Here is a 14,676-nt window from a genome sequence, read left to right as displayed (position 1 = left end):
GCCTTAAAATCGCCGGTTAGCTTAAGGCTGCACCTTCGTGTGGCTATGGAGTACCTGACTCAATGTTGCTTCCTGACTCGGTCGTTTTCAACGCGGCCATCCAATGGCTCGGACACGGCTTGTGGGACATCGCATGGTGGCAAGTCGTGCTGTACACGCTTGTCACCACACACATCACGATTGCTGCGGTCACGATTTTCCTGCACCGCACGCAAACGCACCGGGCCATGGATCTGGGTCCGATCCCTTCGCATTTCTTCCGCTTGTGGCTGTGGCTAGGCACCGGCATGGTGACCAAGGAATGGGTTGCCATTCACCGCAAGCACCACGCCAAGTGCGAAACCCAGGAAGACCCGCACAGTCCGCAGGTCAAGGGCATCGACGAAGTGTTCTGGCGCGGCGCGGAGCTCTACCGCAAGGAGTCGAAGAACAAGGACACGATCGATCGCTACGGCCACGGCACGCCCGATGACTGGATCGAACGCAACCTGTATTCGCGCTACAGCTGGCAAGGCGTGGGGCTGATGCTGGTGATCAACCTGGCGCTGTTCGGCACGCTGGGCATGGCCGTGTGGGCTGTCCAGATGCTCTGGATTCCGATCACCGCCGCTGGCATCATCAACGGCATCGGCCACTACTGGGGTTACCGCAACTTCGAGGCACCCGATGCCAGCCGCAACATCATGCCCTGGGGCCTGATCATCGGCGGCGAAGAGCTGCACAACAACCACCATACCTACCCGACGTCGGCCAAGTTCTCGGTCAAGAAGTACGAATTCGACATCGGCTGGCTCTACATCCAGGCGATGCAGGCCATCGGCTGGGCCAAGGTCAAGAAGGTGCCGCCGAAGATGCAGATGGGCGACATCCAGCCTGTGGCCAACGAGAAGACGCTCGAAGCCGTCATTGCCAACCGCTACGAAGTCATGGCCGGCTATGCCCGTGAAATGCGTCGTGCAACCAGTGAAGAGCTGGCGCTGCTGAAGACCAGGGGCGCCGACATCTCGGTGCTCAAGGCTGCCAAGCGCTGGCTGCACCGTGACGACGACAAGGTGCCTGCATCGGCCCGCACGCATCTTGTGCAGGCGCGTGCCGCCCACCCGGTGCTGGACAAGATGGTGACGATGCGCGAAGAACTGCGCCAGCTCTGGCTGAACACTTCGCAGTCGCGCGAGCAACTGGCGGCCGATCTGGCGGCCTGGTGCCACCGTGCAGAAGCCAGTGGCATTGCCGGCTTGCGCGAGTTCTCGAAGCGTCTGCGTGCGGCTCGCGCCTGAGCGAATCAAGGCGAGTCCACCTCGCTTCCGGAAAACCGGCCAGATGGCCGGTTTTTTTATGCCTGATTTCTGAGCTCCAAGAACGCCGGGCAACAAAAAACCCGCTGGGTAAGCAGCGGGTTTTCGTTGGGAAACCAGGGCCGAATTACTTCAGCTTGATTTCCTTGTATTCGACGTGCTTGCGCGCCTTCGGGTCGAACTTCATGATCGACATCTTTTCAGGCATCGTCTTCTTGTTCTTGCTGGTCGTGTAGAAGTGGCCGGTACCCGCGGTGGATTCCAGCTTGATCTTTTCGCGTCCGCCTTTGCTCGTTGCCATGATTCAGCTCCTTAAGCTTGGCCGCGTGCGCGCAGGTCTGCGAGCACGGCGTCGATACCGTTCTTGTCGATCAGGCGCAGTGCAGCGCTCGAAACGCGCAGGCGAACCCAGCGGTTTTCAGTCTCGACCCAGAAACGGCGGTATTGCAGGTTCGGCAGGAACCGGCGCTTGGTTTTGTTGTTGGCGTGGGAAACGTTGTTTCCGACCATCGGGCCTTTGCCCGTTACGTCGCATACGCGTGCCATGTGGACACTCTTTCTTGAACAGCTGGCACCGGCGCAATCGTGATGATTGCAGGTGTTTTGCAGCTTGACCTCGCCAGAAACGGGTGGCGGTACCCCGGTTTGCCTGAATATCAGGCGCCCCCTGAGAGGGCCCTGTTTCGGCAAAGCCTCGGATTATAGCCCTTTTGGGCCGCAGCCGGCTTAGAGCGTGCCGTCCTGCTCCAGGAAGCGCTGGGCATCCAGCGCGGCCATGCAACCCGTACCGGCGCTGGTAATGGCTTGGCGGTACACGTTGTCCTGCACATCGCCGGCGGCGAAGACGCCGGGGATGCTGGTCATCGTTGCAAAGCCCTGCAGGCCGGAACGGGTCAGGATGTAGTTGTCCTTCATTTCCAGTTGGCCCTGGAAGATGTCGGTGTTCGGGTGGTGCCCGATGGCAATGAAGCAGCCCTTGAGGTCGATCTGCTCGGTCTCGCCGGTCTGCGTGTTCTTGATGCGGATGCCCGTCACGCCCGTGCCGTCGCCGAGCACCTCGTCGAGTTCGTTGTGCAGCTTCAGCACGATCTTGCCTTCGGCAACCTTCTCCTTGACCTTGTCGATCAGGATCGGCTCAGCGCGGAATTTGTCGCGGCGATGCACCAGCGTGACCTTGTTCGCGATGTTGGCCAGGTACAGCGCTTCTTCGACGGCCGTGTTGCCGCCGCCGATCACGCAGACCTCCTGCTCGCGATAGAAGAAGCCGTCGCAGGTTGCGCATGCGGAGACGCCGCGGCCCATGAACTTCTCTTCGGAATCAAGGCCCAGGTATTTGGCAGAAGCGCCCGTCGCAATGATCAGCGAATCGCAGGTGTAGGTGCCACTGTCGCCGGTCAGGGTGAAGGGGCGCTTGCTCAGGTCGACCTTGTTGATGTGGTCGAAAACGATCTGCGTCTTGAAGCGTTCGGCGTGTTCGAGAAAACGCTGCATCAGCTCCGGCCCCTGCACGCCATGCACGTCGGCTGGCCAGTTGTCGACTTCGGTGGTGGTCATCAATTGCCCGCCCTGGGCAATGCCAGTGATGAGCAAAGGCTGGAGGTTTGCACGGGCTGCGTAGACCGCTGCGGTATAGCCGGCAGGGCCGGAGCCGAGAATCAAAACCTTGGCGTGTTGGGTAGCGGACATGAGTAGAAAACCTAGGATATGCGCTGCTTCAGCGTGTACATTTTCAGGGTGGTAGCGATATATGCGGAGTATCACCGCCCGGTTCAACACCGGGTGCACGGTGTTTTCAATGCGCGCGATTGTAGTAATCCATTGGCTTGCCTTTTGGACAAACTCCGCGCGATGTATCAGGGATTGATAAATGTCGATGCTGTCCAACCTTGAATTGCTTCGGCGCGTTCCTTTGTTCGCGTCGTTGACAGCCACGCAGTCCGCAAGCATTGCGGATGCGATCATCAAAAAGCGCTTCAAGCGTGGTGAAGTCGTCGTGGAGCAGGGCAAGAAGTCCGATGCGCTCTACATCATCCTCACCGGGCGCGCCCGCGTGACCAGTGCCGACAGCCGGGGCCGCGAGGTCATCCTGGCGACGCTGCACCCCGGCGACTACCTCGGCGAAATGAGCCTGATCGACGACGAGCCGCATTCGGCCACGGTGCGCACCGAGATCCAGTGCGACGTCCTCATGCTGGGCCGCGATGCGTTTGCACGCTGCCTGCCCGAAAACTCCTCGATGGCCTACAACATCATGCGCGGCCTGGTGCAGCGCCTGCGTCACGCCGACCGCAAGATCGAGTCGCTGGCGCTGATGGATGTCTACGGCCGCGTGGCGCGCTCGCTGCTCGAGTTCGCCGTGGATGACGGCGCCGGCAACCTCAAGGTGCGCGACAAGATTTCCCGCCAGGACCTGGCAAAGATGGTCGGCGCCTCGCGCGAGATGGTGAGCCGCGTGATGAAGGACCTGGAAGAGCGCGGTTTCGTTCAGACCCTCGACGACGGGTCGATGATCGTCAAGGAACGGCTCCTGACGCTCACTTGAGCCTTCGGGCCGGGCGCCACAGGCGGCTCCGGCCTTTTGTTGTAGTGTTCGGGCGTCCGGCCCCCGATTTTCAGGGCCGGGTGCCGTGCTTTTCATGACCTATTCGCTCAATACGCTTCAATCTTCTTCTGCCGCCGATGGGCAACCCGTGCGTGTGCGCGCCATGCGCTTCGCCCACGAGATCACGCTGATCGCAGGATTTGCGGCACTGCTCTTCTGGCTGCTCGCCATGCTGAGCTTCACGCCTTCCGATGCCGCCTGGTCGACTTCGGGCACCGGAGGCGACGTCAAGAACTGGGGCGGCCGCATCGGCGCCTGGCTGGCCGATGGCAGCTACTACGCGGCCGGCTATTCTGTCTGGTGGTGCCTAGCGGCGGGTTTGCGCGCCTGGCTTTCTTCGCTGGCCGACTGGCTGCGTGGCGGCGAAGCCGCCCCGGCCGAGCAACCTCCTCGCGGACGCTTCAATCGCAGCCGCCTGGCGTTCTGGTTCGGCCTCGTCCTGCTGCTGTGCGCCAGCGCCATGCTCGAGTGGTCGCGCCTGTACCGGCTCGAATCGCATCTGCCGGGTTCGGGTGGCGGTGCGCTGGGTTATCTCGTGGGACCGGCCAGCGTCCGCTGGATGGGCTTCACCGGCTCGGCGCTGGTCGCCATCGCCGGCGGCGTGATCGGCTCGGCGCTGGTCTTCCGTTTCTCGTGGAGCCTGATTGCCGAGCGCATCGGTGCCCGGGCCTATTCGCTCTTCGAGTCGCGCCGCGAAAAGCGCGAAATGGCCGCCGACATCGCCATGGGCAAGCAAGCCGCCCGCGAGCGCGCCGAAGCCGACGAGCCCTCTTTCACGCGCGGCGACTTGGGCAGCAAGGGCGGCGAGCCGTCCATGACGACCGATTTCCCCGACGACGAAGAGATCCTCATCGAGCCGCGCCCCAAGCGCCGGCCGCCGTCGCCGCCGGTGCAGATCGAGCCCGCGATGAACGAGGTGCCCAAGAGCGATCGCGTCGTCAAGGAGCGCCAGAAGCCGCTCTTCAAGGAGTTGCCCGACAGCAAGCTGCCGCAGGTCGACCTGCTCGATGCGGCGCTGGTGCGCCAGGAAACCGTCTCCGCCGACACGCTCGAGATGACCTCGCGCATGATCGAGAAGAAGCTCAAGGACTTCGGCGTCGAAGTGCGCGTGGTGCTTGCTTCGCCGGGCCCGGTGATCACGCGCTACGAAATCGAGCCCGCCACCGGCGTCAAGGGCTCGCAGATCCTGGGCCTGGCCAAGGACCTCGCGCGTTCGCTCTCGCTGGTGTCGATCCGCGTGGTCGAGACCATCCCGGGCAAGAACTACATGGCGCTCGAACTGCCGAACGCCAAGCGCCAGTCGATCAAGCTCAGCGAAATCCTCGGCTCGCAGATCTACAACGAAGGCAAGTCCATGCTCACCATGGGCCTGGGCAAGGACATCATCGGCAACCCCGTGGTGGCCGACCTCGCGAAGATGCCGCACGTGCTGGTGGCCGGTACCACCGGGTCGGGCAAGTCGGTGGGTATTAACGCGATGATCCTGTCGCTGCTCTACAAGGCCGAGGCACGCGATGTGCGGCTCTTGATGATCGACCCGAAGATGCTCGAAATGTCTGTCTACGAAGGCATTCCGCATCTGCTGGCGCCCGTGGTCACCGACATGCGCCAGGCCGCGCACGGCCTGAACTGGTGCGTGGCCGAGATGGAGCGCCGCTACAAGCTCATGAGCAAGCTCGGCGTGCGCAATCTGGCCGGATATAACACCAAGATCGACGAAGCCAAGGCGCGCGAGGAGTTCATCTACAACCCCTTCAGCCTCACGCCCGACGATCCGGAGCCGCTCAAGCGCGAGCCGCACATCGTGGTTGTGATCGACGAGCTGGCCGACCTGATGATGGTGGTGGGCAAGAAGATCGAAGAGCTCATTGCCCGCCTCGCGCAGAAGGCGCGCGCCGCCGGCATCCACCTGATCCTCGCCACGCAGCGGCCCAGCGTGGACGTGATCACCGGCCTCATCAAGGCCAACATTCCCACGCGCATCGCGTTCTCGGTGGGCTCCAAGATCGACAGCCGCACCATCCTCGACCAGATGGGCGCCGAGGCGCTGCTGGGCATGGGCGACATGCTCTACATGGCCAGCGGCAGCGGCCTGCCGATCCGCGTGCACGGCGCCTTCGTGAGCGATGAGGAAGTGCACCGCGTGGTGGCCTACCTCAAGAGCCAGGGCGAGCCCGACTACATCGAGGGCGTGCTCGAAGGCGGCACGGTCGATGGGGACGGAGACGGCGACCTGCTGGGCGGCGGCGATGCCGAGAAGGACCCGATGTACGACCAGGCGGTCGAGGTCGTTCTCAAGAACCGCAAGGCCAGCATCTCGCTGGTGCAGCGCCATTTGAAGATCGGCTACAACCGCGCCGCGCGCCTTGTCGAAGACATGGAAAAGGCTGGCCTGGTCAGCGCAATGAGCGGCAGCGGCCAGCGCGAAATCCTGGTGCCGGCGCGCACCGAATAATTGATTGGCACGGCAGCGGCTCGCAATTCCGGTTACGTGCTGAAAGGCAATTTGCAGAAGCGCTCGCGAGCATTGCAAATCTTCATGAAGACCTACACCTGCCGCAATTCGCGGCAGTTAGGGTCGATGCTCTGTGCAATAGCTTTTCCGAGCTTTTCCGAGCTTTTTCGAGGAATCCAAATTGAAAATCCGCCATTGGTTACTGATTGGTCTTCTCTGCTCCGCCAATGCTTGGGCTGGAGGCCTTGAAAGCCTCGAGACCTTTGTGAAAACGGTCAAATCCGGCCGCGCCGAATTCACCCAGACTGTGACCGCGCCTTCGCGCGAAGGCCAGCCCGGCCGCGTCAAGACCTCGACCGGCACCTTCGAATTCCAGCGTCCCGGCAAATTCAAGTTCGACTACCGCAAGCCTTTTGCCCAGAGCATCGTGGCCGACGGCAAGACGCTGTGGCTCTACGACGCCGACCTGAACCAGGTCACGCAGCGGGCCCAGGCGCAGGCATTGGGCTCGACGCCGGCGGCGCTGATTGCCGCAGCGCCCGATCTGCGCGCGCTGCAGGCTGATTTCACGCTCGAAGCCGCGCCCGAACGCGACGGCCTCGAGTGGATCAAGGCCACCCCGAAGAACAAGGATGGCCAACTGCAAAGCGTGCTGGTCGGCTTCCAGGGCGACGCCCTCGCAGCCCTCGAAATCCTCGACAGCTTCGGCCAGCGCTCGGTGCTCAAGTTCAGCAAGGTCGAAGTGAATCCGTCTCTGTCGGCCAGCACGTTCGATTTCAAGGCGCCCCCCGGCGCCGACGTCGTCAAGCAGTAACCACCCCAAGGTTTGGCCACCAGTTCCCACCAACCCCTTGCCGAGCGCCTTCGCCCGAAGACGCTCGGCGAAGTGATCGGCCAGCAGCACCTGCTCGGCCCGGGCATGTCGCTGCGCATCGCCTTCGAATCGGGGCAGCCGCATTCCTGCATCCTCTGGGGGCCACCGGGCACCGGCAAGACCACCATCGCGCGGCTGATGGCCGATGCCTTCGATGCACAGTTCCTGAGCATCAGCGCGGTGTTGGGCGGCGTGAAGGACATCCGCGAGGCCGTCGAGCGTGCCACGGCCGCACGCGACGGCCTGGAGCAGCGGCGCACCATCGTCTTCGTCGACGAGGTGCACCGCTTCAACAAGAGCCAGCAGGACGCCTTCCTGCCGCACGTGGAGTCGGGGCTTTTCACCTTCATCGGCGCGACCACCGAAAACCCCTCGTTCGAGGTCAACTCGGCCTTGCTGTCGCGGGCTGCGGTGTACGTGCTGCAGCCGCTCACGGAGAGCGATCTCAAGCAGATCGTCGCCAAGGCGCAGTCGATCCAGGCGGTCCCGGCCATCGACGGCGCGGCCATCGACCGTCTTGTGGCCTATGCCGACGGCGACGCGCGCCGCCTGCTCAACACGCTCGAGACGCTGGCCGTCGCGGCCCACGCCGAGAAGCTCGAAAGCATCGGCGACGAATGGCTGCTGCGCGTGCTCGGCGAGCGCATGCGGCGCTACGACAAGGGCGGCGAGCAGTTCTACGACACCATCAGCGCGCTGCACAAATCGGTACGCGGCAGCGATCCCGATGCGGCGCTCTACTGGTTCGTGCGCATGCTCGACGGCGGTGCCGACCCGCGCTACATGGCGCGCCGCCTTGTGCGCATGGCGAGCGAGGACATCGGCCTGGCCGATCCGCGCGCGCTGCGCCTGGCGCTCGATGCGGCGGAGGTCTACGAGCGCCTGGGCACGCCCGAGGGCGAACTCGCGCTGGCCGAATGCGTCGTGTACCTCGCGATCGCGCCCAAGTCGAACGCGGTCTACAAGGCCTACAACGCGGTGCGCGCCCTCATCAAGAAGGACAGCACGCGACCGGTGCCCATGCACCTGCGCAATGCGCCCACCAAGCTCATGAAGGAGCTCGACTACGGCAAAGGCTACCGCTATGCGCACGACGAGGCGGGCGGCTTCGCCGCGGGCGAGAACTACCTTCCCGAAGGCCTGGAAGGCCAGGTCTTCTACGAGCCGGTGGAGCGCGGTCTGGAGATCCGCATCGCGGAAAAGCTGCGCGAACTGCGCCGGCTGAACGCTGAAAAGGGCGGCTGATACTCGCCTGCACGCCATGCGCACGCCGCGCATGAACTTACGCCCATACAGCATGGCGTGAGCGGGTAAACCCCGGTCGCTGCGCACCGAATCAGCGCTGGCGCGTGCTTACAATCCCGCCCACAAATCTGCCAGCGACACATGTTGGCTGGTTTTTTGCTTGTCAAGCCAAGGGCGCCAAACCGGTGCCACGGTGGGTGAATGGCACCCCGCAACGGTGCAACACATAGGAAATCGCGTTATGGAAATATTGCTGCAGCAGATCATCAACGGTCTGGTTCTCGGCAGCATGTATGCCTTGATAGCCTTGGGCTACACCATGGTGTACGGCATCATCAACCTCATCAACTTTGCGCACGGAGAAGTGCTGATGGTGGGGGCTCTCACAAGCTGGACCATCATCGGCCTCATGAAGGACGGCATGCCCAACACGCCGGGCTGGCTGATCCTTCTCATTGCATTGATCATTGCCTGCATCGTCGCGGCGACGCTCAATTTCGTGATCGAGAAAGTGGCCTACCGGCCGCTGCGCAACAGCCCCAAGCTCGCGCCGCTCATCACGGCCATCGGCATGTCGATCCTGCTGCAGACGCTGGCCATGATCATCTGGAAGCCGACCAACAAGGCCTACCCCAACCTGCTGCCGACCGACCCCATCCACGTGGGCGGCGCCGTGATCTCGCCCACGCAGGTCATGATCCTCTCCGTCACCGCGTTCTCGCTCGTGGTGCTGATGTGGCTGGTCAACTACACCAAGCTCGGGCGCGCCATGCGCGCCACCGCGGAGAACCCGCGCGTCGCCGCGCTCATGGGCATCCGACCCGACATGGTCATCTCGGCCACCTTCATCATCGGCGCCGTGCTCGCGGCCATCGCCGGTGTGATGTATGCCTCCAACTACGGCATCGCGCAACACGCGATGGGCTTCCTGCCCGGCCTGAAGGCCTTCACCGCAGCGGTCTTCGGCGGCATCGGCAACCTCGCCGGTGCAGTGGTCGGCGGCATCCTTCTGGGTCTCATCGAGGCCATCGGCTCCGGCTACATCGGCACCCTCACGGGTGGCGTGCTGGGCAGCAACTACAGCGACATCTTCGCGTTCATCGTGCTGATCGTCATGCTCACCCTGCGACCGTCGGGCCTGCTCGGCGAACGCGTGGCAGACCGTGCCTAAGGAGCGAGACATGAAGAACAGCAAAAACCTCGCTCTCTACGTCATCGGCGCCATCGCGGTGCTTGCGCTGCCCCTGCTGCTGCAGATGCAGGGCAACGCCTGGGTGCGCATCGCCGACATCGCCTTGCTCTACGTGCTGCTGGCCCTGGGCCTCAACATCGTGGTGGGCTACGCGGGCCTGCTCGACCTGGGCTACGTCGCCTTCTTCGCGGTGGGCGCCTACCTCTTCGCGCTCATGGGCTCGTCGCACCTGACCGAGACCTTCCCGTGGTTCAAGGCCATGTTCCCGAACGGGCTGCATACCTCGCTGCTCATCGTGATTCCGCTTGCGCTCGTGGTGGCCGGCGTGCTCGGCGTGATGCTGGGCGCGCCCACGCTCAAGCTGCGCGGCGACTACCTTGCGATCGTCACGCTCGGCTTCGGCGAAATCATCCGCGTGTTCCTGAACAACCTGGACCAGCCGGTGAACATCACCAACGGTCCCAAGGGCATCACCGCGATCGACTCGATCAAGTTCTGGGGCCTGGACCTCGGCAAGGCCTGGAAGTTCGACGGCTTCACCATCTCCTCGGTGTCGCTGTACTACTACCTGTTCCTGGCCTTGGTGATCGCCACCATCATCATTTCGCACCGCCTGCAGGTCTCGCGCATCGGCCGCGCCTGGATGGCCATCCGTGAAGACGAAATCGCCGCCAAGGCGATGGGCATCAACACCCGCAACATGAAGCTGCTGGCCTTCGGCATGGGCGCGAGCTTCGGCGGCGTCTCCGGCGCGATGTTCGCGGCCTTCCAGGGCTTCGTGTCGCCCGAGTCCTTCAGCCTGATGGAGTCGGTGATGATCGTGGCCATGGTGGTGCTGGGCGGCATCGGGCACCTGCCCGGCGTCATCCTCGGCGCGGTGCTGCTGGCGGCATTGCCCGAAGTGCTGCGCTACGTGGCCGGCCCGCTGCAGTCGCTGACCGACGGGCGCCTGGATGCGTCCATCCTGCGCCAGCTCTTCATTGCGCTCGCGATGATCATCATCATGCTGGTGCGGCCGCGCGGCCTCTGGCCCTCGCCCGAGCATGGCAAGACGCTGACGAAGAAGGGCGGCGTTCCCGTCGACCCGACCCATGCCGCCGTCGCGCCTGGCTCGCTGCAGACCCACGCACCGGGCATCGATTCGCCCGCCGATGAGTTGCCTGGCGGTGCCGAGCGTCCCATGTCGATCAATCCGTGAGCCAAGGAGAACAAGACATGACGACCACCACAGACACCATCCTCGACGTTCGCGGCATCTCCAAGCGCTTCGGCGGGCTGCAGGCCCTCTCCGATGTCGGCATCACCATCAAGCGCGGACAGGTCTACGGCCTGATCGGCCCGAACGGCGCCGGCAAGACCACCTTCTTCAACGTGATCACCGGGCTCTACACGCCCGACAGCGGCACCTTCGAGCTGGCCGGCAAGCCCTACCAGCCAACGGCGGTGCACGAAGTGGCCAAGGCCGGTATCGCGCGCACCTTCCAGAACATCCGCCTCTTCGCCGAAATGACGGCGCTGGAGAACGTGATGGTCGGGCGCCACATCCGCACCCATTCGGGTGTGTTCGGCGCAATGCTGCGCACCAGCAGCTTCAAGGCCGAGGAAAAAGCCATTGCCGACCGCGCGCACGAGCTGCTCGACTACGTGGGCATCGGCAAGTTCGCCGACTACAAGGCGCGTACGCTGAGCTACGGCGACCAGCGCCGCCTCGAAATCGCGCGCGCGCTGGCCACCGACCCGCAACTCATTGCCCTCGACGAGCCGGCCGCCGGCATGAACTCGACCGAAAAGGTGCTGCTGCGCGAACTGATCGACCGCATCCGCAAGGACGACCGCACGATCCTGATTATCGAGCACGACGTCAAGCTCATCATGGGCCTGTGCGATCGCGTGACCGTGCTCGACTACGGCAAGCAGATTGCCGAGGGCACGCCGGCCGACGTGCAGAAGAACGAAAAAGTGATCGAGGCTTACCTCGGAACGGGGGGCCATTGAAATGAGCACAGCAACGATGACGAGCGAAGAAGAAACCCGCGCCACCGCGGTGCAGGCAAAGGCGGCCGGCAAGACGCTGCTCAAGGTCAGCGGCCTGAAGGTCGGCTACGGCGGCATCCAGGCCGTCAAGGGCGTGGATTTCGAGGTGCGCGAGGGCGAGCTGGTCTCGCTGATCGGCTCCAACGGCGCCGGCAAGACCACCACCATGAAGGCGATCACCGGCACGCTGCCTGCGGGCGCGGGCAACATCGAATTCCTCGGCCGCAGCATCAAGGGCCGCGGCGCCTGGGACCTGGTGGGCGAAGGCCTCGTGATGGTGCCCGAAGGCCGCGGCGTCTTCACGCGCATGACGATCACCGAGAACCTGCAGATCGGCGCCTACATCCGCAACGACAAGGCTGGCATCGCGAGCGACATGGAGCGCGTGTTCGTCACCTTCCCGCGCCTGCGCGAGCGCAAGGACCAGCTGGCCGGCACGATGTCGGGCGGCGAGCAGCAGATGCTCGCCATGGGCCGCGCGCTGATGGCGCGCCCCAAGGTGCTGCTGCTCGATGAACCCACCATGGGCCTGTCGCCGATCATGTGCGACAAGATCTTCGAGGTGGTGCAGACCGTGGCCGCGCAGGGCGTCACGATCCTGCTGGTGGAGCAGAACGCCAACCGCGCACTGCAACTGGCCGACCGTGGCTACGTGATGGAGTCCGGGCTCATCACGATGGACGGCGACGCCAAGGAGCTGCTGCGCGACCCGCGAGTTCGCGCGGCGTATCTGGGCGAATAAGCGGCGGCCCCTGGCGGCCGCGTTGACAGCGTTGCGCTCGGGCCGATCAATCCGTTCACGCTGAGCTTGTCGAAGCGCCGCGCGAGGCTTCGACAGGCTCAGCCCGAACGGTTTCGTATCAGTCGACCTTTGCGCCGGTGGCCTTGACCACCTTCTCGTATTTTGCGAGTTCGGTCTTCATGAAAGCGCCGAACTGTTCCGACGAATTGCCCACCGGCTCGGCCAGCAGCGATGCAAAACGGGTCTTCGTTTCCGGCGCGTTCAGCGCGGCGACGAAGGCCTGGTTCAGCTTCACGACCACGTCGTGCGGCGTGCCCGCCGGCGCGACCAGGCCCCACCACGTATCGATCGAGAAGCCCTTGAGCGTGGTTGCCACTGTCGGCACCTCGGGCAGCGAGGCGCTGCGCTCCAGCGTCGTCACCGCAATTGCCTTCAGCTTGCCCGAGCGGATGTTCGGCGCCGCGGTCGCGAGGTTGTCGAAGTTGAAATCGACCTGCCCCGAGATCAGCGCCAGCTGCGCCGGGTTGCCGCCGTTGTACGGAATGTGCAGTGCGAAGATGCCCGCTTCCTTTTTGAACAGCTCGCCCGCCAGGTGCCCGGCGCTGCCGTTGCCGCCGCTGCCGTAGTTGAGCTTGGCGGGGTTGGCCTTGGCATAGCGGATCAGGTCGGCCACCGAGTTGATATTCAGGCGCTTGGCCGTCTCGGCGTTCATCACCAGCACGTTGGGCACGCGGACCATCTGCGTGATCGGCGCGAAATCGGTCGCGGCGTTGAACGGGATCTTGCTATAGAGCCAGGGGTTGACCGCATTGGTGGCGGTGGCGGCGATGCCGATGGTGAGGCCGTCCGGCGGCGCCTTGGCCACGATGTCGGCGCCGATGTTGCCACCCGCACCCGGCTTGTTGTCGATGATGACCGGGCCCAGCACGTCCTTGACGCGCTCGGCCAGCATGCGCGCGGTGACGTCGATCGGGCCGCCAGCGGCGTAGGGCACGACGAGGCGGATGGGACGCTGCTGCTGGGCCGTGGCGTGTCCCGCGGCGAGGGTTGCGGCGCCTGCGAGCAGGGTGAGGAGGAAGCGTCTCGTTTTCATTCTTCTTTGTCTCTGAGGAAAAAATCAGGGCAGCGCCTTGTCGGCCTCTGTGGTGAAGGCGTCGGCAAAGAATTCGTCTTCGGGCAGGCCTGCCAGCGCCACATAGTCGCGCTTGGCCGAGTCGACCACGATGGGCGCGCCGCAGGCATAGACCTGGTGGCCCGAGAGGTCGGCGAAGTCTTCCAGCACCGCCTGGTGGACGAAGCCGGTGCGGCCGGTCCAGTTGTCGTCGGGCGTGGCATTGGAGATCACGGGCACGTAGCGCAGGTTCGGCATCTGGGCCAACTGGCCGCGCACCCATTCGTCCATGTACAGGTCTTCCGGGCGGCGGCCGCCCCAGTAGAGCGTGGCGGGCCGCTCGATGCCCTTGAACTTCATGTGCTCCAGCAGCGCCTTGATCGGCGCGAAGCCCGTGCCCGAGGCCAGCAGGATCATCGGCTTGTCGGAGTCCTCGCGCAGGAAGAAGCTGCCGAAGGGGCCTTCGATGCGCAGGATTTCCTTTTCCTTCATGACGCCGAACACGTGGTCGGTGAACTTGCCTCCCGGCAGGTGCCTCAGGTGCAACTCGATGCCCGTGCCCGGCTGGGCCAGCGTGTGCGGCGCATTGGCCATCGAATAGCTGCGCCGTGCGCCGTCGCGCAGGATGAACTCCACGTACTGGCCCGCATGGAACTGCAGCGGCTCGCCCGCCGGAAGCTGCAGGCGCAGCATCATCACGTCGTGCGATTGCCGCGTGAGGGCCAGCACGCGCACCGGCATCTTGCGGATCGGCAGCGCCCCGGCCTCGGTGACCTGGCGGGATTCGAGCACCACGTCGCTGGTGGCGTGGGCGCAGCAGGTCAGCACGTAGCCTGCGAGCTGCTCCTCGGCGCTCAGGGCCTTGCTCTGATGGGGACCGAGGGTGACCTCGCCCGAGAGCTTCTTGCACTTGCAGGAGCCGCAGGCGCCGTCCTTGCAGCCATAGGGCAGGCCGATGCCTTGACGGATGCCGGCTGCGAGGATGGTTTCGTCGCCGTGAACCACGAAATGGCGCCCGCTGGGTTCGACGGTGATGGAAAAGCCGGCTTCGTGCGGCGGTGCAGCAGTCATCTGTATTCTTCGGCTTGTTTTTCAGCCTGGGTCTGAAACGGAAAGGGAACAGGAT

At 64.1% G+C, this 14,676-nt stretch carries 14 protein-coding genes; 9 read left to right on the top strand and 5 right to left on the bottom strand.

Annotation, left to right across the window (positions count from 1 at the left end; translation table 11 throughout):
- Positions 1-62 precede the first annotated feature (62 nt).
- Positions 63-1,277 carry a DesA family fatty acid desaturase gene (locus M2282_RS25055; RefSeq protein WP_280811475.1) on the top strand — a complete coding sequence of 405 codons (1,215 nt, stop codon included), beginning with the start codon at positions 63-65 and terminating at the stop codon, positions 1,275-1,277.
- Positions 1,278-1,422: 145 nt separating this feature from the next.
- On the opposite strand, the gene rpmG is transcribed toward M2282_RS25055, so the two are convergent.
- The 3 genes from rpmG to trxB form a co-directional block, all read right to left on the bottom strand.
- On the bottom strand, positions 1,423-1,596 hold the full coding sequence (gene rpmG, locus M2282_RS25050; RefSeq protein WP_007830291.1) for a 50S ribosomal protein L33: 174 nt from the start codon (positions 1,594-1,596) through the stop codon (positions 1,423-1,425).
- 11 nt (positions 1,597-1,607) lie between these two features.
- Complete coding sequence (gene rpmB, locus M2282_RS25045) at positions 1,608-1,841, bottom strand: 50S ribosomal protein L28 (protein WP_007830293.1); 234 nt, start codon at positions 1,839-1,841, stop codon at positions 1,608-1,610.
- A 180-nt stretch (positions 1,842-2,021) separates the two neighbouring features.
- Positions 2,022-2,981: a thioredoxin-disulfide reductase gene (gene trxB, locus M2282_RS25040; RefSeq protein WP_280811498.1), complete on the bottom strand. Its 960-nt coding sequence runs from the start codon at positions 2,979-2,981 to the stop codon at positions 2,022-2,024.
- Between the two features lie 181 nt (positions 2,982-3,162).
- Here trxB and M2282_RS25035 point away from each other — a divergent pair, with 181 nt between their 5' ends.
- The 8 genes from M2282_RS25035 to M2282_RS25000 all read left to right on the top strand — a co-directional run bounded on the left by M2282_RS25035 (position 3,163) and on the right by M2282_RS25000 (position 12,439).
- Complete coding sequence (locus tag M2282_RS25035) at positions 3,163-3,837, top strand: Crp/Fnr family transcriptional regulator (RefSeq protein ID WP_280811473.1); 675 nt, start codon at positions 3,163-3,165, stop codon at positions 3,835-3,837.
- 94 nt (positions 3,838-3,931) lie between these two features.
- A complete protein-coding gene (locus M2282_RS25030) occupies positions 3,932-6,352 on the top strand; it encodes a DNA translocase FtsK (protein WP_280811472.1) in 2,421 nt (806 codons plus the stop codon).
- A gap of 181 nt (positions 6,353-6,533) precedes the next feature.
- Positions 6,534-7,166, top strand: coding sequence for an outer membrane lipoprotein chaperone LolA (gene lolA, locus M2282_RS25025; protein WP_280811471.1), 633 nt, complete (start codon positions 6,534-6,536; stop codon positions 7,164-7,166).
- Between the two features lie 12 nt (positions 7,167-7,178).
- On the top strand, positions 7,179-8,471 hold the full coding sequence (locus M2282_RS25020) for a replication-associated recombination protein A (RefSeq protein ID WP_280811470.1): 1,293 nt from the start codon (positions 7,179-7,181) through the stop codon (positions 8,469-8,471).
- Between the two features lie 241 nt (positions 8,472-8,712).
- Positions 8,713-9,642, top strand: a complete 930-nt coding sequence (locus M2282_RS25015) for a branched-chain amino acid ABC transporter permease (protein ID WP_206177644.1) — start codon at positions 8,713-8,715, stop codon at positions 9,640-9,642.
- 10 nt (positions 9,643-9,652) lie between these two features.
- Positions 9,653-10,861, top strand: coding sequence for a branched-chain amino acid ABC transporter permease (locus M2282_RS25010; protein ID WP_280811469.1), 1,209 nt, complete (start codon positions 9,653-9,655; stop codon positions 10,859-10,861).
- 17 nt (positions 10,862-10,878) lie between these two features.
- The gene (locus M2282_RS25005; RefSeq protein WP_280811468.1) at positions 10,879-11,658 is read left to right on the top strand and encodes an ABC transporter ATP-binding protein; all 780 of its coding nucleotides are present in this window, start codon (positions 10,879-10,881) and stop codon (positions 11,656-11,658) included.
- A gap of 16 nt (positions 11,659-11,674) precedes the next feature.
- Positions 11,675-12,439 (top strand): ABC transporter ATP-binding protein, encoded by a 765-nt coding sequence (locus M2282_RS25000; RefSeq protein ID WP_280811497.1) that lies wholly within the window; start codon positions 11,675-11,677, stop codon positions 12,437-12,439.
- A 118-nt stretch (positions 12,440-12,557) separates the two neighbouring features.
- Here M2282_RS25000 and M2282_RS24995 read toward each other — a convergent pair whose 3' ends face one another.
- Both M2282_RS24995 and M2282_RS24990 read right to left on the bottom strand, forming a co-directional pair.
- Positions 12,558-13,532: a Bug family tripartite tricarboxylate transporter substrate binding protein gene (locus M2282_RS24995; protein ID WP_280811467.1), complete on the bottom strand. Its 975-nt coding sequence runs from the start codon at positions 13,530-13,532 to the stop codon at positions 12,558-12,560.
- A 24-nt stretch (positions 13,533-13,556) separates the two neighbouring features.
- The gene (locus M2282_RS24990) at positions 13,557-14,621 is read right to left on the bottom strand and encodes a CDP-6-deoxy-delta-3,4-glucoseen reductase (RefSeq protein WP_280811465.1); all 1,065 of its coding nucleotides are present in this window, start codon (positions 14,619-14,621) and stop codon (positions 13,557-13,559) included.
- Positions 14,622-14,676: the final 55 nt, after the last annotated feature.

Source organism: Variovorax boronicumulans (assembly GCF_029892485.1).
Classification (GTDB): Bacteria; Pseudomonadota; Gammaproteobacteria; order Burkholderiales; family Burkholderiaceae_C; genus Variovorax; species Variovorax boronicumulans_B.
The sequence above is the reverse complement of the archived record's forward strand: the minus strand, read 5'-3'. Positions and strand labels throughout refer to the sequence as shown.

What these genes read in the sequence shown, in the direction of transcription:
- M2282_RS24990 (WP_280811465.1), bottom strand. Translation starts at nt 14,621, where the DNA reads ATGACTGCTGCACCGCCGCACGAAGCCGGCTTTTCCATCACCGTCGAA.
- trxB (WP_280811498.1), bottom strand. Translation starts at nt 2,981, where the DNA reads ATGTCCGCTACCCAACACGCCAAGGTTTTGATTCTCGGCTCCGGCCCT.
- M2282_RS25005 (WP_280811468.1), top strand. Translation starts at nt 10,879, where the DNA reads ATGACGACCACCACAGACACCATCCTCGACGTTCGCGGCATCTCCAAG.
- M2282_RS25015 (WP_206177644.1), top strand. Translation starts at nt 8,713, where the DNA reads ATGGAAATATTGCTGCAGCAGATCATCAACGGTCTGGTTCTCGGCAGC.
- M2282_RS25035 (WP_280811473.1), top strand. Translation starts at nt 3,163, where the DNA reads ATGTCGATGCTGTCCAACCTTGAATTGCTTCGGCGCGTTCCTTTGTTC.
- rpmG (WP_007830291.1), bottom strand. Translation starts at nt 1,596, where the DNA reads ATGGCAACGAGCAAAGGCGGACGCGAAAAGATCAAGCTGGAATCCACC.
- rpmB (WP_007830293.1), bottom strand. Translation starts at nt 1,841, where the DNA reads ATGGCACGCGTATGCGACGTAACGGGCAAAGGCCCGATGGTCGGAAAC.
- M2282_RS25010 (WP_280811469.1), top strand. Translation starts at nt 9,653, where the DNA reads ATGAAGAACAGCAAAAACCTCGCTCTCTACGTCATCGGCGCCATCGCG.
- M2282_RS24995 (WP_280811467.1), bottom strand. Translation starts at nt 13,532, where the DNA reads ATGAAAACGAGACGCTTCCTCCTCACCCTGCTCGCAGGCGCCGCAACC.
- M2282_RS25030 (WP_280811472.1), top strand. Translation starts at nt 3,932, where the DNA reads ATGACCTATTCGCTCAATACGCTTCAATCTTCTTCTGCCGCCGATGGG.
- M2282_RS25055 (WP_280811475.1), top strand. Translation starts at nt 63, where the DNA reads ATGTTGCTTCCTGACTCGGTCGTTTTCAACGCGGCCATCCAATGGCTC.
- M2282_RS25000 (WP_280811497.1), top strand. Translation starts at nt 11,675, where the DNA reads ATGACGAGCGAAGAAGAAACCCGCGCCACCGCGGTGCAGGCAAAGGCG.